At 35.6% G+C, this 25,549-nt stretch carries 16 protein-coding genes; 5 read left to right on the top strand and 11 right to left on the bottom strand.

The window, feature by feature from the left end:
• The first annotated feature begins 84 nt into the window (after positions 1 to 84).
• The 3 genes from J7604_RS02415 to J7604_RS02405 all read left to right on the top strand — a co-directional run bounded on the left by J7604_RS02415 (position 85) and on the right by J7604_RS02405 (position 5,947).
• Entirely contained in the window at positions 85 to 2,724 is a 2,640-nt protein-coding gene (locus J7604_RS02415) for a T9SS type A sorting domain-containing protein (RefSeq protein ID WP_293890490.1), read from the top strand.
• Positions 2,725 to 2,855: 131 nt separating this feature from the next.
• Entirely contained in the window at positions 2,856 to 5,498 is a 2,643-nt protein-coding gene (locus tag J7604_RS02410; RefSeq protein ID WP_293890488.1) for a T9SS type A sorting domain-containing protein, read from the top strand.
• 98 nt (positions 5,499 to 5,596) lie between these two features.
• The gene (locus J7604_RS02405; protein ID WP_293890486.1) at positions 5,597 to 5,947 is read left to right on the top strand and encodes a DsrE family protein; all 351 of its coding nucleotides are present in this window, start codon (positions 5,597 to 5,599) and stop codon (positions 5,945 to 5,947) included.
• A gap of 31 nt (positions 5,948 to 5,978) precedes the next feature.
• On the opposite strand, the gene J7604_RS02400 is transcribed toward J7604_RS02405, so the two are convergent.
• The 10 genes from J7604_RS02400 to J7604_RS02355 all read right to left on the bottom strand — a co-directional run bounded on the left by J7604_RS02400 (position 5,979) and on the right by J7604_RS02355 (position 19,725).
• Positions 5,979 to 7,898, bottom strand: a complete 1,920-nt coding sequence (locus tag J7604_RS02400) for a 7TM diverse intracellular signaling domain-containing protein (RefSeq protein ID WP_293890484.1) — start codon at positions 7,896 to 7,898, stop codon at positions 5,979 to 5,981.
• Between the two features lie 279 nt (positions 7,899 to 8,177).
• The gene (locus tag J7604_RS02395; protein WP_293890482.1) at positions 8,178 to 8,594 is read right to left on the bottom strand and encodes a LytTR family DNA-binding domain-containing protein; all 417 of its coding nucleotides are present in this window, start codon (positions 8,592 to 8,594) and stop codon (positions 8,178 to 8,180) included.
• 370 nt (positions 8,595 to 8,964) lie between these two features.
• Entirely contained in the window at positions 8,965 to 10,386 is a 1,422-nt protein-coding gene (locus J7604_RS02390; RefSeq protein WP_293890480.1) for a Dyp-type peroxidase, read from the bottom strand.
• 4 nt (positions 10,387 to 10,390) lie between these two features.
• Positions 10,391 to 11,650 carry a hypothetical protein gene (locus J7604_RS02385; RefSeq protein WP_293890478.1) on the bottom strand — a complete coding sequence of 420 codons (1,260 nt, stop codon included), beginning with the start codon at positions 11,648 to 11,650 and terminating at the stop codon, positions 10,391 to 10,393.
• 380 nt (positions 11,651 to 12,030) lie between these two features.
• Complete coding sequence (locus J7604_RS02380) at positions 12,031 to 14,115, bottom strand: DUF3857 domain-containing protein (RefSeq protein ID WP_293890476.1); 2,085 nt, start codon at positions 14,113 to 14,115, stop codon at positions 12,031 to 12,033.
• 4 nt (positions 14,116 to 14,119) lie between these two features.
• The gene (locus tag J7604_RS02375) at positions 14,120 to 16,036 is read right to left on the bottom strand and encodes a transglutaminase family protein (RefSeq protein ID WP_293890474.1); all 1,917 of its coding nucleotides are present in this window, start codon (positions 16,034 to 16,036) and stop codon (positions 14,120 to 14,122) included.
• Between the two features lie 226 nt (positions 16,037 to 16,262).
• Positions 16,263 to 17,603: a tetratricopeptide repeat protein gene (locus J7604_RS02370; protein ID WP_293890473.1), complete on the bottom strand. Its 1,341-nt coding sequence runs from the start codon at positions 17,601 to 17,603 to the stop codon at positions 16,263 to 16,265.
• 586 nt (positions 17,604 to 18,189) lie between these two features.
• Positions 18,190 to 18,540 (bottom strand): hypothetical protein, encoded by a 351-nt coding sequence (locus J7604_RS02365; protein WP_293890472.1) that lies wholly within the window; start codon positions 18,538 to 18,540, stop codon positions 18,190 to 18,192.
• A gap of 103 nt (positions 18,541 to 18,643) precedes the next feature.
• Entirely contained in the window at positions 18,644 to 19,447 is an 804-nt protein-coding gene (locus tag J7604_RS02360; RefSeq protein ID WP_293890471.1) for an NAD(P)-binding domain-containing protein, read from the bottom strand.
• A gap of 41 nt (positions 19,448 to 19,488) precedes the next feature.
• Complete coding sequence (locus J7604_RS02355) at positions 19,489 to 19,725, bottom strand: hypothetical protein (RefSeq protein ID WP_293890470.1); 237 nt, start codon at positions 19,723 to 19,725, stop codon at positions 19,489 to 19,491.
• Between the two features lie 106 nt (positions 19,726 to 19,831).
• Between J7604_RS02355 and J7604_RS02350 the strand changes: the two genes are divergently transcribed.
• Positions 19,832 to 20,488 (top strand): DUF2652 domain-containing protein, encoded by a 657-nt coding sequence (locus J7604_RS02350; protein WP_293890468.1) that lies wholly within the window; start codon positions 19,832 to 19,834, stop codon positions 20,486 to 20,488.
• Here J7604_RS02350 and J7604_RS02345 read toward each other — a convergent pair.
• Entirely contained in the window at positions 20,457 to 21,689 is a 1,233-nt protein-coding gene (locus J7604_RS02345) for a Pycsar system effector family protein (RefSeq protein WP_293890466.1), read from the bottom strand. The genes J7604_RS02350 and J7604_RS02345 overlap by 32 nt on opposite strands.
• Positions 21,690 to 21,823: 134 nt before the next feature.
• On the opposite strand from J7604_RS02345, the gene J7604_RS02340 reads away from it, so the two are divergent.
• On the top strand, positions 21,824 to 25,534 hold the full coding sequence (locus J7604_RS02340) for a metallophosphoesterase (protein WP_293890464.1): 3,711 nt from the start codon (positions 21,824 to 21,826) through the stop codon (positions 25,532 to 25,534).
• Positions 25,535 to 25,549 lie beyond the last annotated feature (15 nt).

The following is a 25,549-nucleotide window of genomic DNA, read 5'->3' as shown; positions in this document are numbered from 1 at the left end:
AATACAACTTATTTAAATAAATTTTGGTATATAGCTGACATTCAGAGTTTTATTTAAATCATTTTTAAAACCTAAAAAAATCCTATGAAAAAGATTACCATTATCACTTTCCTATGGATAGGAATGCATTTAAATTTATTTTCTCAGCCCATTTTCCTCAAGGAAATCCCAGAATCCAGCAAGTCCTTATTTGAAGGCAATGGGAACCTATACTTCTTTGCCGGAGATTCATTGTGGAAATCCGATGGCACGGTGTCCGGAACTGTTTTTGTAAAAAAAATTGGTGAAATCCCAATTGCCTATCCCAAAAACAGCAATGCTCTTTCAATTAATGGCTCCAGTATATTTTTTACCCAAGATTCACCCTCCACAATTGGAGTATGGAGAACCGGAGGTACAAGTGCTACAACATTAAAAATCCGATCTTTCAATTCCATTTCACCTATTATTTCTTATCAAAACAACCTCTACTTTGCTGCCGATGATGGAAACACGGGAGGTGAGCTTTGGAAACTAAGCTCTTCATTTAGTTTTTCACTAGTCAAGGATATTAACCCGAGCAGTGGGAGCTCTATATTTACCGGCTTAGGTTATAACAATGCCATATATACCACACCCTCCGTCATCTCCAATAATATCCTTTATTTTACAGCATCCAATTCAACAACAGGAATTGATGTTTGGAAAACGAATGGTACTAGCGCCGGAACTGCCATAGTAAAAGATTTTCCAAATGCTTCCTATTTATTAAATGAGGTTAATGGGACTGTCTTCATAGGGACAGACTATGTTGAACCTGACGAATGGGAATACAATGTTTCCGAATTATGGAAATCAAATGGAACTGAAGCAGGAACAACTTTGGTAAAAAAATTGAGCGTAGATGGTAACTCATATGGTCTAACCAAAAGCACACCCTTTAAAAATCAACTTGCCTTCTTTTTTGAGCACGAGTATGGAACGATGCTATATTTATCAGATGGAACAGAAGCCGGAACAAAATTCGTAAGAAGATATTCGCCGCCTTGGCGTGGAGGAGTACTATACTCATTTGCGATTAATGATTTTATTATATCAACGGAAGGTGACGACTACTTTGTTTCTTCGATAACTACAAGTGATGGAACACCGGAAGGGTCTACAAGACTGGCCAACTATAATAATTTTTTTAGTGATGGAACTGAAGAATTTGTAAAGGTAAAGGAAAGACTTATATATAATGATGCCAATGAAGCTTATCCTGATACCCAATCAGAAGATTTTAATCAGCTTTATGAAACATCCGGATATCCGGGAAAAGGATCAGTCAGAAGGACTAAAGACATTTATCCGAATGGTAATTCTTATCCAAACTCAAAAAATCTAACAGAAGTAAATGGAATATTATTTTTTACAACACAAGCTTCCGGATCATACACTCCATCAGGTAAATTCAAATTATGGGTATATAATCCCGATAAGCCAATCTCCAATGTACCTTACTTTACAGTCGTAAATGCTGATACAGATAAAGACATTGGCCTTATTAGAGAGGGAGACACTTTATTCAGGCCTGTCGGTGGAAACATTAATATAAGATATAATGCGTCAACAACAATAGGCAGTGTTATACTTAAAGTAAATGATGTTCCGAGAAGAACTGAAAATACAGCACCGTACGCCCTCGCTGGAGATAACAATGGTGACTATTCCCCATGGACAGCAACCCCAGGACAGTATAAGGTAACAGGAGTTACATACTCTGGAAGCGGAGGTACAGGAACCCAAGGCACTACTACATCCGTAAATTTTCTTCTTAAAGAATTTTCCCCTAATACTCCTCCTGTAGTAAATGCCGGCCCTGATCGAACATTAACTGTACCTACAGGAACTATAAAACTAGCGGGAACATACTCTGATGCTCAAGGAGGTTATTTATATGTTTCTTGGTATCTTGTCTCATTTCCTACATGTGTAACTGGATATTGTCCGTTCAGCTATAGTCCCAACAGAGATTCTTTAACATTAAGCAACCTTATTCCTGGAGAATACATATTTAGATTCAGTGCAAGTGATGCGGATGATTTAACTGGTACCGATGACATTAAGATCACTGTGCTTGGTCAAACTGTTGGTAGCATTTCTCTTATTAATGCAGACACCGACACTGAGACCGACACCTATCTCTATAATGGAGCTGTCATTGATCTTGCTAATCTACCTGCACATATTAACTTCAGAGCCAATGTTGCTCCGGCCTCAATCGGAAGTGTAAGGTTTAACTATGACGGAACTAACCGCACAGAAAATGTTGCACCTTATGCATACTTTGGAGACACTAATGGAGATTATAATCCCGGCAGCCTATCTGTTGGAGCTCACTCTCTCAGCGCATGGCCATATACAGGAAGCAATGCTACAGGAACCCAGGGCAGTGGCACCACATATAACTTTACAGTAATTAACTCTATAGCCAGAATGGGTGAAACAGAGCAACTACAATTGATTGCATACCCAAACCCTTCATCAGATAAATTCAACATCTCCATTCCGCAATCTGATGGTAAAGAAGTTTCAATTTCGATATACAACAGCCAAGGTATACTCATAGCAAATCTATATGAAGGTACATATCAAAGTGCAGAAATATCATGGGATGCAAAAGACCTGCCTGAAGGAATATACATATGTAAAGTAAATTCTGATCTAGGAAACAGAATAGAAAAACTAGTTATCAAAAGATAAACACAATTCTTATAGAAATAATAGGCTACTCAATTGGGCCTATTATTTCTATAGTTATTATCCTATAACAACGCTTAGGACCTGAATTCAATTTCTTTAAATCATTTTTAAAAACCTAAAAAAAAAATCCTATGAAAAAGATTATGATTATCGCTTTCCTATGGATAGGAATGCATTTAAATTTATTCTCTCAACCCATTTTCCTCAAAGAAATCCCAGAATCCAGTAAGTCTTTGTTTGAAGGCAATGGGAACCTATACTTCTTTGCAGGTGATTCATTGTGGAAATCTGATGGCACAGTTGCAGGAACTGTTTTTGTAAAAAAAATCGGCGAGACTCCAATTGCCTATCCCAAAAACAGCAATGCACTATCAATTAATGGTGCGAGTATATTTTACACTCAAGATTCACCTTCAACAATAGGTGTATGGAGGACCGGAGGCACAAGTGCCACAACTTTAAAAATCCGGTCTTTTAATTCCATCTCCCCCATCACATCTTACCAAAGCAATCTATACTTCGCTGCAGATGATGGAAGTACAGGTGGAGAGCTTTGGAAACTTAGCTCTACATTTAGTTTCTCACTAGTAAAAGATATTAACCCAGGCAGTGGAAGCTCATTATCTTCAGGCTTATTCAATAATAGTATATACATTACTCCATGCGTGATCTCCAATAATGTTCTGTATTTTACCGCAAGCAATCTTACAACAGGAACAGATGTATGGAAGACCAATGGTACCGGCTCAGGAACTACAATAGTAAAAGATTTACCTTATTATTCATACTTGCTTAATGAGGTAAATGGAACAATCTTCATTGGCACTAACTATATTGATAATAACCAATGGGAATATAATATCTCAGAACTATGGAAATCAAATGGAACCTCGGCTGGAACTACATTGGTAAAGAAGTTCAGTATTAATGGAGATTCACATGGATTATCTCATGGTCGCCCATTTAAGAATAAACTGGCATTCTTTCTTGAATACGAATATGGCACTCTATTATATTTATCCGATGGTACAGATGCGGGTACTATACTTGTCAGACAATATATTCCTTATTGGTATGGAGGAGTAGCTTATACATATACCATAAATGATGCCCTTATTATTACTGAAGGCTATGAAACTATTGTATCCGTAATAAACAGAAGCGATGGAACTCCTGAAGGCTCAACTCAAATTGCCGAATACAATGATTATTTTACACAAGGAACAGTGGAGTTCGTTCAGGTAAAAGAAAAACTTATCTATAATGATGCTGACCAAGAGTATCCGGATACAAGATCTGAAGAATTCGACCAGCTTTATGAAACATCCGGATATCCGGGAAAAGGATCAGTCAGGAAGACTAAAGACATTTATCCAAACGGCAATTCTTATCCCAACTCAAGAAATCTCACAGAAGTAAATGGAACATTATTCTTTACAACTCAAGCTTCAGGATCTTCCTATCCGACTGGGAAATTCAAGTTGTGGGTTTATAATCCAGACAAACCAAACACAAATGTACCCTATTTTACACTTGTAAATGCTGATACAGATAAGGATATAGGCTTTATAAGAGAAGGAGATACGCTGTTCAGGCCAGCAGGTGGTAATATAAATATCAGGTATAACTCAGTTTCAACAATTGGCAGTGTTATTCTAAAAGTAAATGATGTTCCAAGGAGAACTGAAAATACAGCTCCATATGCACTTGCCGGAGATAACAATGGTGACTATTCACCATGGACTACAACACCAGGACAGTATAAGATAACAGGAGTTGCTTATTCTGGAAGCGGTGGTACAGGGATTCAGGGAACTACAACCTCTGTAAATTTTCTGCTTAAAGAATTTATACCCAATGCGCCTCCGGTTGCCAACGCTGGCCCTGATATTACCATTCCCTATTCCCCTGGAATATTAAAAGTAGCAGGCTCTTACACAGACCCCAACGAAGGTTATGTCGCAAGATGGTGGACTGCAGTATCTAGTCCATATCCAGAGTGTATTCCTGGAAACTGTCCTGATTATTATTCCGGAATCGGAGATACTTTAATTCTATATAATCCAATTCCTGGTGAATACATTTTCAGATATATTGCACAAGACCGGGAAGACCTCACCAGCATAGATGAAGTTAAAATTACAATTACCGGGCAAGGAGTCATAAGCTTTTCTCTTATGAATGCAGATACCGATCAAGAGATTAAATACAGTTTGTATGATGGTGCGGTAATAGACCTTGCATACTTATCTTCAAGTATAAACTTCAGGGCCAATGCTGCTCCATCATCAATCGGAAGTGTTAGGTTTAACTATGACGGCACAATTCGTACAGAAAATGTTGCCCCTTATGCATACTTTGGCGACACGAATGGAGACTATAATCCTGGCGCTCTAACTGTTGGGTCTCACATACTCAGTGCATGGCCATATACTGGCAGCAATGCTACAGGATCACAGGGAGTAGGACTCACATATCACTTTACTGTAATAAATTCCGCTGCCAGAATGGGCTCAACAGAAACTATGCAAGTGAATGCGTATCCAAACCCATCCTCTGACAAAATCAATATTTCAATTCCTGAATCCGGCGATGGGACTCTCTCTATTTCAATATATAACAGCCAGGGCTCATTAGTTACAAACCTCTTTGAAGGAACATATCAGAAGATAGAGATGGTATGGAATGTAGCAGACCTTCCTGATGGAATATACTTTTGTAAAGTGAATACTTCCGCTGGAACCAAAGTTGAAAAGCTTGTTGTAAAAAGATAATTTTATTTAAAGATTAAAGTAATAGGTTGCTACTTAGCAATCTATTACTTTAACTTTTACGGTACTTACCGTCTAATGATATTAAAAAAAAGAAGTATATGATCAGGAAACATAAAGTAGTATTCCACCTTTCCAGCAATGAAGATAGTATTCACAAGTCACTCATAAAACAGCTTCACAATTTATTCAAAGCTTTAGAATATATAGAAGTAGAAGTCGTAACACATGGACCTGGCATTGACTTTTTACTCATTCAATCAAAGTTAGACAATCTTCTTAATGAATTAACCAGGAAAGATGTAAGATTCCTAGTGTGTCAAAACACCCTCGATGACAGAAAGCTTGATGCTTCCTCATTACTAAGCTTTGCTGAAGTAATTCCGGCTTCAATTGCGCACATTATTTTAAGACAGGAAGATGGTTGGAGTTATATTAAAGCCGGCTTCTGACCTGTAAACAAACAAATACAGTATCTAACAACTAAACAATAAACTCCTTATCAAGAATCAAAAGATCCCAATTCATCACTTTACTCTTATTAACTTTTTTAAGCACCTGCATCCTTGCATGTATTCTGCTCTTGAAATTCTGACAAGTGATGCTTTGCAGCTCCAGCATTCTCGAAAGCTCGGCGGCAGGAATGTCAGTCCTGGTCTGAGATACCAGATACAACATATAGAAAGCCTTTTGAAGCGAAAATTTAGTTCTGTGAAATATTGTATTTGCAGTTAATGATTCATTATAATTACACTTAGCACATCTTATATCAAATTTTGCTTTGCCTTTTATCGGCCTGGTGTTGCCACACATTTTACAGCAAAACCCACTTTTTTCTTTAAGATCCAACAGATAACGCATACAAGATAAATCATCAGGATATGCCTTTTTGAATGCTTCAAAATCTACATGGGTATTCATTACCACTGTTTGGGCAAAAGCACTTAAATGTTTCTGAAGCTTATTATTAGCAAGGTCTAGAGCAATATTCATTTTTTGATTTTCTTCAGCCCTCCTTTCCAGCTCCACTTTTGCTTTATTTAATTCCACCGTTCTTTCCTTCACCCTTTCTTCAAGTTCTCTGTTTACCTTTTCCCTCAGTAGATCATTTTGTTCCAGCTGAAGGATAAGATTAGCCTGCACTGCATTCCTTTCTGCATATAACTGCCGAACCTTCTCTGCAATACAAATAGATAAAAACATAAGCTGAAAAATGACCCCGGCATTAATAGAATATACAGAAAAAATATTGGAAGGGATCAACGTAATGCCTTCCAGCAAACAGATCACACCTGTAAAATTCAATAAGGAAAAGCCCACAACAAACCATTTTGCTGAATTATTTCCAGCCCTGTATATGTGAATTCCATAATAAAATACTATCTGATAACAAATCAAGTCCACCAGAAACATATATTCCAAAGGCGGAAAAGTCAACTGAATTAAAAAACATAAAATGCGGAAATAAATAAGGATGCGAAACAATCTATAGACGTTGGATGCATTCTTTTTTAATTCAAAAAAATCAATAAAAAATTTAAGCATTGAAACAGTACTTATAAAAAGGCTCACAAAAGGGAGATAAACATTGAAACTCGGATGATTATACCAGATGTACTGAAAACCTATTCCACTTTTTGTAAGAAAAAATATAAGCACAGCCAGGGCATAACTAACATAATATAAATAATATGCACTTCTGAGAATTATAAAATATAATATGTTATAAAAAATCATGAGCAACAGCAGTCCATAAAAAATGCCAAACATGATGTACTCACTCAAGCCGTATTTTATAAACCTTGCATAAGACCTGATAATCGGTTCCATCAGATTCAGGCTTTCAGATCTGAATCTCATAAAGACAGTCACAGCACTATCACTTCTAAAGGGAATTGGAAAACTTACATTTTTATGCCCTATCTGCCTTGAAGAAAAAGATGAATTGAAACCTGCTTTAACTTCTCTATAAATGCCATTTGAATCGGGATAAAAAAATGATATTTCATCAATATCAAAGTCAAACATCTCAATGAGAAATCCTTTTTCACTGGAGGTGGGATTGATTATATTAAATTTCAGCCAATAGGCTGAGCTTGTTCTGATGTTTAATAAGTCCTGCGCTGTACTTGTTTTAAAACTCTTTCCATCTTCAGCAATTTTTTGAACATCTGAAATGGTTAGTTTTGCAGATTTATCCTCCCAATAATCAACGTAAGATCTTGTTACAGACCACTCTTCCGTGTCGTCATTTAATAATATAGGAGCAGATGCATAAATGCTTGTAATATGCAATATGCATAGCAGCATTACTGAAGAAATCCTACCACTGTATGACTCAACAAATGAAACGCACTTTACCGCGCTTGCTCTCGCAAAAATCAAATAAATATTGTGACCCACCTTTTATTAAAAAATCTCTTAAACCATACAGTCAATTTCACTGCTGTATGATTAGATATTTGCATAAACAAATATCATCATAACTATAGAAAATTTTTCTGAAATGCCTTTGTGCGGTTTCAAAAGCTTCAGATCAGCATCCTAACTTTAACTATTACTCAATTAAAAACAGCGAACTTACCGCCTCAAAAAAACCAAATTTTCCCCTTCTAATTGTATAGCTAAATAAACTCAAAACGCCCAACATTCAAAATCGACGATAAAAATAACCCTTTTAATTTACAAAGATAATTGGGCAACAAGTTTTAACAATGGGTCTTTCTTTCTTACCGAAACAGGAATTGAAGCTCCATTTTCCATGACCAGATATCCACCATCACTTTTAATGTATTTGCTTATAAAATTTATATTTATAAGATATGATTTATGTATCCTGTAAAACAGATCTTCGGAAAGTTTGTCGGCAAATACCTTTACATTCTTGGAGACTACCAACCTTTTACCATCTTGGAGGTAAATATTTGAATATGCTCCGTCTGCTTCTATGTAACATATATTTTTGACCTTTAAAAATATACACTCCTGCTTATCCATAACGACAATTTTTTGCTCGGCAGGCTGGCTATTCTGATCAATGGTTGATTTGTCCAGAATCAAATCGGAATACATTAAATCATTGAAATCTACATTTTTCATAAAAAATCCCTCAGTTTTTTAAATAAGTAATACAAAGTAAAAGAGCGATCTTGTTTGAATGAAAAATTTAGTGCTAAAACCCAGTAGTTTAAACAGAATTTAACATTAAAATTACCTTAAAAAATTATAGTTAACAGACGTAAAAATTATCTAAAAAACACTAAAATCTGCCGATACTATATTAAATAATTATTTAAAAGACGTGCAAAAAACAGCTTTTCTGAAAATATAAAAACAATTATTAATACTTGATTAACTTAATATGGAAAAGCTCGGGCCATAAATACAAATAGCTAAAAATCAATCAGATGCAAAATTATATACTTCTTTACCAAAAATACATCAATTTCGCACCAACTTGACTCAAATTTTAATTTATTGAAGAAAGGTACTTTACCGCCTTAATCCCCGGCATAAAAAAATAAGCTCCTCCAATCACTTTTGTAAATGCAGGTACATCCTTTATTCTCTCTCTTACCGGTTCTGCTTGAATTGTAAAAGTACCTGTTTCCGACCTACATCTACCTAATGCATTTCCTGAAATGGGATCCGGATCATTATAAAGTCCTTGAAATTTAGAGCTATTGAGCCAGGTATCTTGAATAAATTCAAATTGACGGCTGATACTGGTATTAAAACATATAAAATGCAGTCCTCTATCTTTCGCAAGTTCAGGATGAGCTGCAATTTCCGCAGGATCAGATGATTCTATATAAGTACCGTAGGGTCTTCCCCTCCTTAATATTTTATGTCTTTTATTAATAAGGTCTGATTCTTCGGGAGTTGGACCTTTGGAATTTCTGGGATTTGATCTTCGAACATGTGAACCGAACGGGCATTTCAAGCCATCTCTGTCAGCATGATAGAATTCAAAAGAATTGTCCCCGCCTAAATCAGGGTTATCGCGATCCGGACATTTTACCAAAGGAGCTCCGCTTGGCCAACGCCCCATCATTTTGGATGCAAGTCTAACCCTTTTCTCCTCGTCACTGCCACCTTCACAAGTTGCATCCTCCATAAACTTCCAGAACCTCAACACATCCTGACTGATTTGTCTGAAAACCATATAACTTCCATTCTTTCCAAAATCATAATTATTGCTGCCATCCTGCAAGAGTGGCAATAATGAATATGGATTTTCATTTCCGCTCACCCAAGGACTGTCAGGCAACTTTAAATATTCATTTTGATAGCCTAATATAAATTCACCTGGTTCAACCATAAATTTCTCATCTGCCTGCTTGTTAAAACCTTTGATCAAAGGTTGAGAAATACCATCATGAAATCCAAAATGCTCTTTCCTTTTCTGAAGAGTAGATAAGTTACTGTCAAGCCTCTTAATTAAGTTAAGCCCATCCAGTTTTGAAACCTGGATTGCGCAATCCTCTTCAAGACTTTTTTCCAGAGAATAATAAAGCATAAGCAGTATGTGAACCTCTTCATTTGCGGGTCCACCCCATTGCCACTTTGTTGTATCACTTCCACCAAGATCACCTAGTGCCCTTTTGCGATGATCACTTGTCATCCCTTCTTTGAACTCTCTTGCGAATGACTTAAGAGAGTTCTCGTCCATACCCAGCTTTTTAATCCCGGAATAGGTGAAGGCTATGTGCATAGCTCTATGTATGGGTTTTGAAGTGCCAGCTGTAATTTCCTCTGAAATGACACGAAGCCATTGCTTGGCCTTAACAGCATCTGAGATATTCAAAAGAAGAAAACAGGATGCGGGAAGATCACTATATCCCCTGACAATTAGTCCTTGTATATCTTTAAATTCTATATTTCCGGTCATATCTTTAAAAACGTTTTAGCCATTCTTTGATTTGTTTGTCAGACATCGTTTCTGTCAGGCCTTTTCTTATGGCACTATTATTATGTATATTCTGAACAGAAAGAAGCTTATAGGCACTATACCATACCTGAGTGGGAATCTGGTGTGCACGGGTCCATGTTTTAAATTTTTGCTCATCTGTTGCGCCTTCAAAAATCAGGAATTTGGTTTGGGGAAAATCCACTGTATTACTCCAGACACCTGTAAGACCAACTGCAGCTTTATCGACAAAGTCTCCCAGATAATTTTCCCAGCTGCCATCAAAATTACTAAAGAACAGTAGTCTCCGACCATTGTCAATAATAACCCAACGGGCAAAGTGAATGGAAGGAATGCTCCCAAGCTCGCCTTTATTAAATTTGTATATAGCCAACAGGTTTATAGTGAACAAAACAAATTTCAAAGTAATCAGCCTGAACCAGCCTGGCTTAATGTCTACTAGGTGAGTAAGCTGATTCTGTACTATTTTATCTTCTTCTTTAACAAGTTTAAGAATCTTCTCTTCTTCCAATACATTCTTTTCAGAAGAATCTTTGCGTTCCTTAATTCTTATGGGCACTACTGCACAAATTGCAGCCAAAATTGCAACCACCGTTAAAGCTACTAAGCAAAGGAATTTTGAAATCTGAAACCATAACTTCCATATAAAAGTAGGATTTTCATTATTCTTTATCCATGAATATTTTTTTTCACTGTTGACGTACTCGACTATTTTATTTCTTAAAGTATGTCCATTGATGCCTTTATCGGATTTAGTTTCCTTATCAATGAAATCCGCCATCTCCTCTCTTAGTTGTGCCTCTCTCAGAATTCGTGCTACAGAGCGGTAAGGCGTACCTTTATAAAAGGCTGCGCATGGCATCTTATGTTTATTTAAAAATGCAATAAGATCATCTCCTCTTTCAAAGCCTACACAATGATGGTATATATCATGAAGCCCGGGCCCCGCACCTTGCACTAACTCTTCTATATGTTTGTTCAGCGGTTTATCATAATTGCTGGAAAACACAAGCGAAGGGTTAATTATCTCACCTTTCAGATCTCTTGCCTCATCAAGAATAACAAATCGAGCGAAATGTATGGTTGAAATTTTCTTAAAGGGAACGATAGGATTCGTTTCGATATCGTTAGGAGGTGTATTGATTTCATAGAGCTTTGACCTTAATTGCTCTACCATGCCAGGTTTAATTTTGGCATAAACCGTAAGTGCCCCGTGGGTAACCATTTTCAGTTTGTTAAATTTATCTAAGGAAGTTATTAAGAATTGTACTATTGGATGTCCTCTGGGCCCCCAAGTATTGAGGTATATTCACAATAGGCCTTTTCTGGGAATTGATGGCAATAAAGAAGTTTTTTTCTAAAAAATCAAAAATTAACTTTATCATTTTCAGAGATTTCGATTATTGCATGCTTTAACTACCACCTACAATATCGATTCACCTATGTTTTGCGGAATGGAGATATACGAAAAAATAAATGGGTAAATTAAATTACTCGCGTTATATAACTCATTAAGCCCAGGCCATAAAGTTATCAGCTTACCGTTATTTAACCTTTAGAATAAACAACAGTAAGCTGATCATTTGCATCCAAGTAGAATGATGACTATAACTTCTTCAACAATATCTTAGACTTACTAAACTGTACTGCTGCATTTAAAAAACTAACCATATGTGGCCAGTCAGCGGATGTACAATGGTTTTGCGTATAATATTTTGAAGTCTTGATAAGCAATTTATTTTGCTCTACTCTTGCTGATGAAATGAACCCTCCATATATATTGGAAACATTAATATTAAGATTATCTATTCCCTCAACACTAAATCCTTCAGGTATAATTATTATCACTTCCGAATTAAATGTTCTGGCAAAACCCATATGTATATCTCTATCCCTTTGGATTTGCTCATCGGAAAGTTCTGTTTGCTTTTCTATAAATTTCCCAACTTCAAGAATAAAATTCTTACCAGCCTTTTTGGTACCATTGTCAATTACGAATTCGTCTGAATACTTAGTATCTGGCATATCTTCCCACATTCCAACAGATGTAATTATTAGATTTTTATATTCAGAAATTTTTGTATCTAGCTCTGATTCTATATCGTCTTCCACTCTCCTTTCCCGTTCATAATTTTCCTGAACAGCCTGCTGTTCGGACTTCTCTCTGAGGTATGAATATTCATTCACCAGATTCCTTATTTCAGAATAGCTGAAGTTCTGATACTGTGGTTTATCATATTCCCTCAGATAATCATGATTTGTAAAAATCAGATACTGATGATATGCTTTATTATTACCCTTTGCAGAGACTTCTCTTTTTACAAGGATTTTAGAAAGGTCTGAAGAGTCAAAAGAAAGATTATAACGAGAATGCGTCAAATTACTTTCTTTGCCAGAAACAGGTATTTCCTCATTGAACCTCGCCGCAGTATTACTCTTTGGATATCCTATAAGCACAGCTTCCATACCTTCAAACAAATATGGGAACTCACCTGGAATAGAAAAGGGAGTAGGTCTGGAAAGATAGTACCCGGAGTCTTTTCCTATCTTAAGCAGCAAGTCGCAACTGCTCATATTCACCAGATCACAGAAGGGACCATAATTTCGAGATGGTACAATCATGATCTCATGCTCAATATTGTATTTTTTCAGATACTTATTCAGTAGGAAGAAAAATCTTTCAGACACATAATGATTATCCAAAGGACTTCCCTGGTCTATGTCAAAATATGCCTTTTGAAAAATCGGACTCCTGAGCAAATAATATATCTCTTTAACCACCTCATCCTGGCTTTTACTCTCACCTGCATTTTGGTTCACATAATCTTCGATATACCGGATATCCTGATTGTTATAATCAAAGTTTTGTAAAGCTTCTCTCGCCACCAGGGCTTCGTCCTGATGAACAAAAGTTTTACCATTGCTAATCTTGTACCTGACTTCTGCAGAAGTCCTGTGTGGAAAATCCCATAAGACCTCAGGAGCCCTGCCACGCATTGTATCTATAAGTGTATAAATATTATTTTTACCTTGTTTGGTCTTTATAAATTCAGGGGCACCTCTGAAAGATTTACTGCTAAAATTTATCTGCCTTGGCACTATAAACCTGATTTGTTTATTTACAACAGGATATTTTTCTTCCAGCAGATCACTTTCTGTAATATTAGGTACATCTGTCTCCTTTGATTGAATTGCAATGAAAAAATCAATAATGTCACCTTGATCCAGATCTGGAACTGCCATTTTGGAATCCTTTTCACTTCCGACGTCTGTTTTCACAGCAGACGATAGATCCATAATCTTCTCTGTTCCGTCAGGCTTCACAATCTTAACTGCCACAAAGGAATAAGCATTGGTCTTACCAATAAGATTGGTTTTAATTTTATTCTGGTTAAATGTTAGTTCTGAATACTCTCTAACCGACGCTTTATCCTGAAGCAGCACCCGATAATGTATAACTATATTTTCAGTAAAGCTTTTCCTTACTCCTGCAAAAGTACCGAGATAATCAACGCGTGTAGCAAGAATCACTGCTGATTCATTCTTCCACTTGGCGGGAGCCTTCATCTGTCTGAACTCAGGACCTGCATTGTTCCAATATATTTGTTTTAGTTTACTTTCAAGATCCTTTTGGCCAAAAGACAATTGCAATAATCCCATGCATACAAACAACAAAATCCCCCTTTTCATAATATTAGCGCTTCAAAATAATTTGACTATCATAGTGCTGAGTTAATTTTCTTATCGCTTCATTCCACTGAATAAAAGAATCTTTTGAGATGATTCCATTTTCAATGCTTATTCGCTTCTTATATAGTATTCTGTTTAGGTCTTTGACATAAACAGCATGAACAGAAAACTCCTTGTGATCTATCTGCAATTTTTCCGGAAGAAATATCACGGAATCACCATCCTTGAGCTCGAGCTCAACTTCGAGAACTTTATGAATCTTTTCACCAAAGTCAATATCAGATTGTCTCTCTTCATCTACAATCCAACTTTTAAAGTCTTTTGATATATCAATATCAATATATAATTCATTGTTAAAGGAACTAATAGCCCCTTTACACTCAAGGTCAGTATTGATTTCAAAGGCTCCTACCCGATGATTCATATCAGGTAATCGAACATTGTTAACTTTCATGTTTTTATTTTCATCAATAAGACAATGCTTTACCAACCTATCCTTTGTATCTCCTGAAGAGAAGTGATAACCACATAAAAAATTCCTCTTTTTTTCCCCTTGCAAAATATACTTGTATGAGCCAACAAGCATATCGCTTTTCATGGAAAGCTTCACCTGCCTTAATTCGAGTTCATTCTCACCAGATACTTCAGGAATTTTTTCCAGAATATAGTTGTCTCCATCTTCTATCAAAATTTGTCGACCTTGTATCCTCTCAGCGTTATAGCCAAGAGGCAAGTACTTTTCAGTTGCATCGAGAAAGTATTTTTTCCCTTCCAATATTACAGTACAAATCATATGATTGTCCACAGCAAGCGAAGGAATTGAGTAATCGTACCTGATTTGTTTTGTCCCTATCCAGGATAACCTCGCATCGTAGCCTGCATATCGAAGCATTTCTTTAGTTAGATTAGCCATGCCCTTACAGTCTCCGTATTTCTTTTGAAATACAGAATGTGCATCATCTGGTTTAAAACCTGCAAGTCCATTTTCAAAGGCTATATATCTGATGTTATCCTGAACCCAGTAAAATATACTACTGATCTTTTCATCATCCGTGACCTTACCCTTAAGTATACTATTGACCAGTGGAGCAAAAACTTCAGGTTGCACAGAGAGCTGACTAGTCAAGCTTCTATACCAACCATATAAGTCATGTAAATTTGAAAGTATATTTACCCTTTCACCTTCACTCTGGAAAGATTTGACAAGTATGAGGAGATGAGGATATATAAATTGCACACTTCTGCCTAGCCGAACATTCTCCATAGCGGAGATATTACTAATAGAATACTCCACTATTCTGAATTTTCCCTGCTCAGTTACATGCTTCTCTACAGCAAATTTTTCAAAGTTGAATTCACGAATATCAACATCAATATCAGATGGAATCTTTAATATAATTTTTTTAGTTACTATGGGGTACTTATCATGGAAATAAACTGAAGTCAGATATTTTGAATCATTATAGATCTTATCTACATGAGTTTTCCATACTTCACCGGCTTCTTGCAGCTTTAGCTTATGAGTACAAAATTTATTATCATCAAAAAAATATTCAGAATTAGTGTAATTGCCGCAAACTTTATCTGAATTAAAAGACTTCTGGTTTAGACTGCTCTCACATGAGAATTCTTTTATATCTGAATTGCTGTCATAAAACTCGACTTCATTGATAAATGTATTGTACCGAAGAGAGAGTAATTTTTGGTTTCTATCTTCTCTCACTACTACTTTATTTTCGGCAAGATCAAATTCAAATTTTGATTCTGAATGAATAATAACAGCTTCGTTTTCTTTATACTTATGCTGGTATAATGTGACCAGTTCATTTATTTGCTGACCGAATAAAACGGAAGGGAAGAGCCAAAGGAAAAAGAACAATTTCTTTTCAACGAATAGATGCAAACTCCTGCCTGTATACATAACCTTGATACCCTAATATACATAGATAACAAGTCTTAGGCGGTTAGGTTATTTTTAATTTCTAATCAGGAAAATAATAGGGAATTCATAATAATTAATCAATTATGATAGTATTTTAAGCAGTAAGATAAAAGTAAAAAGCCAGGCAATGCCTATAAGCAAATGGAACTAAAAATAAATAAGATTACCTGCAACTGGAAATTTACATGCAACCTTGTAGTAAAATTTATTTCAATGAAATTGACAAATCATTTTTAGCAATAAGGTCATTAGCTTCAACAGTCAGTATACTGTGTTGATAATGCAACTGATGCATTGCTTTCTTGATCATATCAATGCCTTCTTTTGAGTTACCTCTTTTATATTTCAAGAGACCAGAAAGACACATTAACGAAGGTTCATTTGGCTGAACTGAAGTGGCTTTGTTTAAATAATAACCTGCATCTTCATATTCTCCAAGTTTGTAAAAGATAAGAGAAAGAACTTTATTCAAATCAACATTTTCAGGCCATCTCTCTTTAGCTCTCTCAGCATATATAAGTGCAAGGTCAAAATCTTCAAGTATTTCACTATACAGTCGAGCTCTTACAAGATCATAGTTGCAGCCAGCCTTTTCTCCCTCTTCTATTGAATTTACAATATCCTGAACCTCTTTTTTTGCATCATTTATTCTGCCAGTATTTTTATAAATCAGAGCAATATCCTGCTTAAATACCATTACAGCGTTCGATTTGTATGCTGCTTCCAACATTGTCACAGCTCCTTCATAATCATTATTTGCAGCTTTTATCCTTGCAATGCCGGCTTTTGCAAATGGATATCCGGAATTATCAGTAAGAATGCTTTTATATATTTCTTCTGCCTTTGCAAGATCCGCTTCCTTTTCATATAAAGTTCCCAACTTATATTGAGCTCTCCAAGTCAAATCCTTATTAGTACTTCCTGAATCCAAACCTTTTTTTAATTCACTTTTAGCTTTAGTTAGATCCCCCTTTATTTCATCTAACATTGCTATACGAGTAAGAACTTTTAGGTCAAATCCGGAAGCCTTCATTTGGTCAACTACCTTTTGTGCATTTGTATAGTCTCCAATTCCAATGAAGGCATCAAAGTTTATTTCACTTAACCGCTGACTTTTATGTCCTTCTTCCGAAAGCTCATTACAAATATCTTTTGCTTGCTCAAATTGATTTAAAGACAATAATAGAGAGGCTTTATTTAATCTAGCTTCAGTTCTTATAGAATCAGCTTCTGCTGAATTTTCAATAATATAATTTAATAGATCCAGCACTGCTGAATAATAATAAAAATGCTTTCCTGAAATATTACCCTCATTCGCATAAATCTCAGCCAATAGGAGTCTTGAAGTATTATCTTCTGAATTTTTCCTTATTTTCGAATGAAGCTCATCAACTCGCCTTTTAATATGCTTCCATTCATTCACATCTGAGTCTGCAACCGGACGATCCAGCAAAGAAGGTATCTTTTCAATTCTTAAGCTTTTATATGCCAAAGCTCCCACCGCACCAAATATTATAACTACTACCGGAATGATAATTTTTTTCATAACAATCAAAAGTCCGAACCGACTAAAATAAGGCTTACGTTTTTTTAATTTACTTCAAATCTCAGAATGCTTATTTCTTCTGAGGCATTCACTAAACCCTTATTTCTTTAATTTATATTACCTCTTTTTAATGCAATATTATTTCGCGGCCCAAAATTAAATAAGTTATTGATACCATAAAGCTTAATTGCAATTTCCTTTTCAACCTATGCTAAGCACTATTGTTATAATTATAAAAAAATTACCTTTTTTTCTTTAAGAAAGTCAAAAAAGCAATTTTTATTACTACTTATTTTAAATGATATTCAATTGAAGTGCGATGCAGAAGAGATAAATAAGTTAAAATAAAAACAGAACCTAGGGAACATTTCTTTAAATTTATACCTTATTAACGTTCGATGAAGAATTTAAATGGAATACAGTCGCTGAGTGTTGTGGGAATAATTTTCAGCATATTTGTTCAGGTGACACTATTTTTTATTAATAAAAACATTCCCAATATCTGGGCGCTATACCCCTCATGGGTTTTGGTATTCTTTATAGGATATTTAGTAAAAAGATTTGGAAAAAATGAAGACCATGTTCATTAACATGGTCTTTCTGTAATTTGTTCTGCTCCGTTAAAAAAGGCTTCCAGATTAGGATCTCCATAGACACCAAAAGCGTCTGAGATTGTTCCCATCTTTCCGTCATTTGTTTCTACTACATACAATATAGCCATATCATCAGGATTAGATATGCCTTCAAAACGGAAAATGTTTGCAATCCTCACCTGCTCCTGAGTATAAGATTTCCTATCCGCCAAGTCAACCAGTTCACCCTCCACAAACTGAAAATCAACAGTATATCCCTTTTGACTCAGCTTTTCCAACTTCTCCACCATTGGTGTTCTGTAATTGGGCATTTCTGGGTCTTTTTCCTTATATGTACTATTCATATCTTTTCCTTTTTCATATTGGCCCCTTATATAATTAACAGGACTCTCTTTGAAAAAGTTGAGCTTGGTCTCTATAAATTCATACCAAAAAAGGAACCTAATTTCAATATGTAAATCTATATGGATCTTTGAATAAAAACTGATAGGATAATTCACTAATAAGCTTATCAGGATTAATGATCTTATAAGGATAAGGCTCTAAAGGGTTTGCAAAATGAGGCTTTTCATAATTGTATGTTTCCGACAGAAAAGTATAAAAATCTTTTTTTAAGGGATGTTCCGGAGCACAAGCATTAAAAATAGTATTCCATTTATGCTGCCTAATTATTTCAAATATAATCCGCACGGCATCATCTCTGTGTATTAAATTTACAGGCTCATTGCCAAATGTCAGATCTTTTTTTCCAGCAAAATATTTAATCAATATCCTATCATATCCTGTGAGGCCTCCAAATCTCACGACTGTAGAAGGTCTTTTGGAATCCATAAATATTTTCTCCGCTTTGTATAACAATGGATAATCACTGTCTTCAATTGTTCTGATTGCCTCTTCTTCAAGCTCTGTATTAAGACTTTTATATATAGAAGTAGATGAGGTATAAATGAGCTTTGTTTCGGAAGATGTGTTACTTACAAGAAAATCAAGAGACTCAAGATATTTCTGCTCAGATTGCTTCTTCTGGGAAGGTGGCAATGTTACAACAAGAACATCTGTATTAAAGAAGTCTTTATCAGTTCTGAGATCTTCAAAAAGATTAATAAGAAAAGGTTTGATTCCCAACTTGGTAAGTTGGTTCATTTTCTCATTAGATGTTGTGGATCCTTTTACTACAAAGCCCTTCTCAATAAGAAACTTAGCGAGAGGTAATCCGAGCCAGCCACAACCAATTATACTTAATTTCATCATTAAAACTAAATTTCCTTAAATATAACAAAGGATTAATTAGCTCAACTGCAAATGATAATATCTTCTTTGCACTCTACAGGAATCGTAGTGGTTTTGTAAGGAGAGGTTTCACGATTTTTCTTCTTTCCGATTCCTACAGCAGATTTTAAGGTTTTCTTCAGTGGCTCAGGTGAGTGAAGCACTGATAAAGAAATTGCAAAAACGAATAAAATAATAAATGGCAGAATCATGTTGATTCTGCCTTTGTCAGGACCTCTCATTCCAATGATATTTATCAATTAATCTATAGAATAAGAACAATTGTAGATTTTTAAGGGTTTCATTTTTAGTAGTCCCTTTGCCGGCAAAACGATAAAAGGATATTATTATACTGAGTATAGCTTTATGTATATAGATCTCATTTCAGCGATTGAGGATGCCCAGCCTGCATTTTTTTTTATTCCGGACATTTCGGGGTTTACCAAATTTATTAAAAGCACTAAAATCGAAAAAAGTAAAGAATACATTCATCAATTGTTAGAAGTAATAATTGACTCAAACATATTGAATTTTAAAACAGCTGAAATACTGGGTGATGCTGTAATGTTTTATAAAACAGGAGATCCTCCAGGATTTGACATGCTTGAATCTCAGGTTAGGAAAACCTTTCTTGACTTTCATCTTGCAATACAGGATATAAGAGAGAAAAGCAACATAGAACCTAAAGAGCTCAGTAATCTGACAATTAAAATTATAGTTCACTATGGATGTATCACAACAACTGAGATTAAAGGTATGTTGAAACTTGTTGGTCCAGATGTGATATTGGCACACCGTATATTGAAGAACAATGTTAAAGAAAAGGAATATCTGTTAATGACTGACCAGTATTTATTCACACAAAATGAGCATCTCACTAAAAACAGTTTTACATGGTCAAAGCTTAGAAGTGGCTCCAAAAGTTATGACTATATTGGCAAAGTACATTATAAATTTTTAAGTCTCAGCCCGCTTAAAGAAGAAATTGATCCTAAGAAAACTTTAAATGGTATTGCTTTATAGGATGATTTCCTACTTTAAGATATACTAGTATGCTTATGAAAACCAATACGGTCACAATCAGACCAACCATAAAAAATGTATAGCTATATCTTAAAAGCTTGTATTTCTTTTGCAAGACTAGCCCCAGATAATACAAGTCATTGATCATATTAGAATACAAGAGTACATCTTCTTTCATTACTTCCATTATTGAAACCTCAAACTCAGGAAGACTGAGATGAGTGAAATTTCCAAAAAAGAGTAGATTATGTTTATCATTTTTTGCATCCCCTCTTTCAATCCTATTAGTTACCTTTGGTTTGGCAGACTGTATTGCAAATATCACACTTCCCAAGCTGGTAGCTATAAGAGTAATTGCAGGAAAAATCAAAGCTGGATTTTCTTTTAAGCTGGTTCCAAAAAATGAAAACTTAGCTCCTACCACAGTAAGCATCAGGGAAATAATAATAGTATTGATACTAATCATCATATTGGCCTTATTATCAGCTATAGAGCTAAGGTTTATGTGGTTCCGGTAAACACTCCTGAACATCGTTTCAATACCACGCTTAGGAACATTTGACTTTTCCCCTTTTAACTTTTTCTTTTCCTCCTTTTCCTTGTTAGCTTCAACCTTTTTCTTTTGCTCTATAATATTCAATAATCTCTGGGCTCCATAAAGCTCTTCTGCTTCTTTTGTATAGTATGAAATGGAAGAAAGAAACTCAAGCTGATTTTTATTCCATTCCTTATCAGAACAACTGCTCATTTCAAAATTTTCCCATTCCAACTTCAATAGCTCCGCCTTAGAGGCAAAGTCCTTATTCCCAGTATGAGAAAAGTCCGCGTCACAGAGCAACATTTCCAGCTTCCCTGTTGGAGCTTCTGATCTTGCTGTTGCTTTTATACAACTGAGGACTCTAGCCGTTTTACCCTTATCATAATCTGCCTTCAAAAGGAAATCTTCTGCAATACGCATACTTTCTGCCTCATGATCTTTATAACCTTTAATGAATCCAGTATCATGGAACCAGGCTGCCAATTCAAGAATCTCCAACTCATCGGCGCTCAGGCCTGCAAGCTTTCCAAGAGCATTGCAAGATTTAACTATTTCACTTGTATGATAAAAGTTATGATACAAATATTGAGGAGATAATTTATCCCTTAACAGATTAAAAACATAAGGGACAACTTCTCCTAATATTTTAGTAGTATGAGTCATTTAAAAAAACACTTAAAGTAAAATAGAGTTAATGAAATAACCGGATATAGCTGATAAGTGTTTACATATCCTTGCCAGATTAAAATCTTTAGTGCTTTCAGATAAAAACTGACCAAAATTTTCCGAATTCCAACATGAAGTTTTTTTTAGCGATAAATGTTTTTATTCTCTCAATACTGAATGTTTCCTGTATAGATTTACCCTACTACAAAAAAGAAGTAAGAAACTGGAAAACAGCTCGTCCTGATAGCACGCAGCCTGTATTTTCAGTCTATCTTATTGGTGATGCTGGGAGCCCGTCCCTTACTGTTCAAGAACCAACTTTGAAACTTCTCAGACAAACCATTCACGATGATACTAATAGCGCCGTTATTTTTTTAGGTGACAATATTTATTTTGATGGTATGCCTGATTCCTCTGCCAATTCAAGGGAAAGACAAGAAGCGAAACTAATAGAACAACTTAAAATCTTTGAGAATTATAAGGGCCAGGTTTATCTGGTGTCTGGTAATCATGATTGGGATTATATGAGAGCGGGAGGACTAAAGGCAATTAAAAGGCAAGAGTCTTTTGTAGAAAATTACTTAAAGAGAGGCAATTCATTTGTTCCGGACAATGCATGCCCAGGTCCTTTCACTGCAAAGATTCATCCTCAGATAGCTTTTGCAGCTATAGATTCACAATGGTGGCTTCATAAATATATTAAACCATATGGAGAATGCGGAGACTGCGAAGCTGAAGATGAAGACGACATGATTGTACAACTCAAAGACTTTCTGGACAATAACAAAAACAAACATAAATTAATAGTGGCCCATCATCCATTATACAGCAATGGAAACCATGGAGGGTACTATACCTTTCTGGATTACATATTTCCTTTAAGAATTATAAGAAAAAATCTTTATGTTCCCCTGCCTGGTATTGGTGCTATTTATCCCTTATACAGAAAATTCGGTGGTGTTGATCAGGACATATCACACTATAGATACCAATATTTCAAAACCAGGATAACATCAGTAATAGGAGAATATGATAATCTTGTTTATTCCGCTGGACATGATCATAACCTTCAGTTTCATATAGAAGGTAAAATCAATCATGTTGTTAGCGGAGCAGGAAGCAGACTAAATCCTGTTTCAGGAGGGGGCAATGCATTGTATACTGAGCGATCTAAAGGATTCGCTAAGATTAACTATTATCAATCAGGGCAAGCCTGGGTTGAATACTGGATACCCGAAGGAGACGGATCAACTGGAATTATAAAATTCAGACATAAACTTTATGAAAAAAAAACTGGTGCACTAGAGTTGTTTTGCTCATTATCTGAAAAAAACTATAAAGACTCTTCTGTCACTATGCCAGCTTCCAAACAATATAAAACATCCAAACTTCACCAGTTTTTATTTGGAAACCACTATAGAAAAGACTGGACTCAACCTATCACCATCCCATATGTAAACCTCAGTACTGACGAAGGAGGATTGATTCCTTATGGCATTGGAGGAGGGAAACAATCAAAATCACTTAAACTAAAAAATCTAGATGGAAAGAAGTTTGTATTAAGGTCCATTGACAAAAACCCTTCAAAAGCCATTCCTGCAACATTTAAAAATACTATTGTGCAAGATCTTGCACAGGATCAAATCTCTGCACAACACCCATATGGTTGCCTTGTGGCGGCTAAGATAGCTGAAGCAGTGGGTATTTACCATACCAATCCCAGGGTAGTATACATTCCAAACGACAGCTGCCTTGGACCCTATCGTGAAGAGTTTAAAGGTAGCTTGTCATTTCTGGAAGAAGATGCTAATGATGATCATTCTAATGTCGCAAGCCTGGGTTATTCAAAAAATATTGTTGGTACAGATAAAGTGTATGAAGAAACTGAAGAAGATAATGATAACATAGTAGATCAAAGATTTTTCTTAAAAACCAGGCTTATAGATATGCTCATGGGAGACTGGGACAGGCATGAACGTCAATACAGATGGACAGGTGTTCCCACTGAAAAAGGAAAGATTTACAGAGCAATTCCAGAAGATAGAGATCAAGTCTTTTACAAATTTGACGGAGTATTCCCTTCTATCATCAGCAGAAAATGGGTAATCAGAAATCTTCAAACTTTTGATTACAAATACGGAGATATTGTAGGCCTAAATCTTAGTGCAAAAAATTTAGACAGAAGATTCTTAAGCTCCCTTGATGAAAACGACTGGATAGAGATTGCTGATAGCATTAGTAATGAACTTTCTGACCAAGAAATTGAAGAAGCAGTTAAAGCACTTCCTGATTCAGTATACCCAATACATGGTCCTGAAATCACAGCCAAGTTGAAAAGCAGAAGAAATCTGCTACGGGAAGCAGCTCTTAAATACTATCGTGAACTGAATCAATATACTGACATATTTGGAAGTGATAAAGATGAGCATTTCTCTGTAGAAAGAATAGATGACTCACATACTAAGGTTACTATTAACAAAATCAATAAAGAAGGAGAAGTATCAAAGAAAATATATGAGCGTACTTTTAATTCAGACCTAACAAAAGAAGTCCGATTATACGGGCTCGGCGGGGAAGACAAGTTCCTCATTAATGGAGATGTTGACAAAGGTATTAAGATCAGAATCATAGGTGGCAAAGATAAAGATACTATCCTTGACTTATCTAAGGTCAATAGCTGTGGCAACCGCACGTTTATCTATGATACCAACTATGATACATTTATCCAAAAAGGGAAAAGCACAAGCGTACAAACTTCATTCAAAGAAAGTGTAAATTTCCCTGGTCTTGATGAGTTCAGGTACAAGTATCTTGGACCTCAGGCTACACTATATTACAATCCAGATGATGGATTCTATATAGGAGCAGGTGTACTATATCAGACATATAAATTCAGAAGCATTCCATATGGTGCAAGCCACAGGCTCATGGTGAATGTTGCCACCACAACCCGTTCAAGAAAAATAGAATACACAGGTGAAATAAAAAACATTATAAAAAAATATGATTTATACATTCATGCATTATCATATGCGCCGGCATTTGTATTCAACTTCTTCGGATATGGAAATGAGACTCCCGGAAAAATAGCAGGTATTGATTTTTATAGAGTGAGGCTATTGCATACCCTGATCAATCCTGCACTATCCAAAAATATTACAAACTATTTTAAAATAAATCTTGGACCACTTTATGAATACTACAGAGTAGAAGACAATACCGGAACATTACTTTCAGAGACGCTAGGTGAGACAAACCCAGAAATATATAACGGACAGCAATTCCTTGGCTTAAGGACTTCATTTGTACTAGGTACAAGAGACAACATTTACAATCCTACAAGAGGTATATTATTGACTACTGAAGCAAACATCAGCAGGAGGCTCACATATAGTAAGGGATACTACAGACATTTTAAAAGTGAATTTGTAGTTTATCTTACACCTAATCTTCCCAAACAACTAACATTGGCAATGCGGATTGGCGGTGCTGCTACAGGAGGGGACTTTGAATTTTATCAGGGCAATAGTATAGGCTTAACGCAAAACGTTAGAGGCTATAGAAAAACGAGGTTCATTGGAGATGATTCTTTCTATCAAAATGTAGAAATAAGGGGAGAGCTTTTCAACTTTAATGCATATATATTTCCTGCAAAATTTGGCCTGATGGCATTATTAGATAATGGTCGAGTATATGTACGTGGAGAAAAGTCTAAAGAATGGCATACATCCTATGGGCCGGGTGTTTGGATGTCAATCTATGACAGATTTGTTATGAATGCTACCTATGCCTTTTCAGAAGAAGATGAGTTATTTAATTTCAGACTAGGATTCTTCTATTAATAAATTTATGCAAAA

The sequence above is a fragment of the Sporocytophaga sp. genome (assembly GCF_017745095.1).
Lineage (GTDB): Bacteria > Bacteroidota > Bacteroidia > Cytophagales > Cytophagaceae > Sporocytophaga.
Note: the sequence above shows the minus strand (reverse complement) of the source record. Positions and strands in the feature narration are given on the sequence as shown.

Bases quoted from the DNA above. Each gene is read 5' to 3' on its own strand.
- J7604_RS02415 (WP_293890490.1), top strand. From the start codon at position 85: ATGAAAAAGATTACCATTATCACTTTCCTATGGATAGGAATGCATTTA.
- J7604_RS02410 (WP_293890488.1), top strand. From the start codon at position 2,856: ATGAAAAAGATTATGATTATCGCTTTCCTATGGATAGGAATGCATTTA.
- J7604_RS02405 (WP_293890486.1), top strand. From the start codon at position 5,597: ATGATCAGGAAACATAAAGTAGTATTCCACCTTTCCAGCAATGAAGAT.
- J7604_RS02395 (WP_293890482.1), bottom strand. From the start codon at position 8,594: ATGAAAAATGTAGATTTCAATGATTTAATGTATTCCGATTTGATTCTG.
- J7604_RS02390 (WP_293890480.1), bottom strand. From the start codon at position 10,386: ATGACCGGAAATATAGAATTTAAAGATATACAAGGACTAATTGTCAGG.
- J7604_RS02385 (WP_293890478.1), bottom strand. From the start codon at position 11,650: ATGGTTACCCACGGGGCACTTACGGTTTATGCCAAAATTAAACCTGGC.
- J7604_RS02380 (WP_293890476.1), bottom strand. From the start codon at position 14,115: ATGAAAAGGGGGATTTTGTTGTTTGTATGCATGGGATTATTGCAATTG.
- J7604_RS02375 (WP_293890474.1), bottom strand. From the start codon at position 16,036: ATGTATACAGGCAGGAGTTTGCATCTATTCGTTGAAAAGAAATTGTTC.
- J7604_RS02370 (WP_293890473.1), bottom strand. From the start codon at position 17,603: ATGAAAAAAATTATCATTCCGGTAGTAGTTATAATATTTGGTGCGGTG.
- J7604_RS02365 (WP_293890472.1), bottom strand. From the start codon at position 18,540: ATGAATAGTACATATAAGGAAAAAGACCCAGAAATGCCCAATTACAGA.
- J7604_RS02360 (WP_293890471.1), bottom strand. From the start codon at position 19,447: ATGATGAAATTAAGTATAATTGGTTGTGGCTGGCTCGGATTACCTCTC.
- J7604_RS02350 (WP_293890468.1), top strand. From the start codon at position 19,832: ATGTATATAGATCTCATTTCAGCGATTGAGGATGCCCAGCCTGCATTT.
- J7604_RS02345 (WP_293890466.1), bottom strand. From the start codon at position 21,689: ATGACTCATACTACTAAAATATTAGGAGAAGTTGTCCCTTATGTTTTT.
- J7604_RS02340 (WP_293890464.1), top strand. From the start codon at position 21,824: ATGAAGTTTTTTTTAGCGATAAATGTTTTTATTCTCTCAATACTGAAT.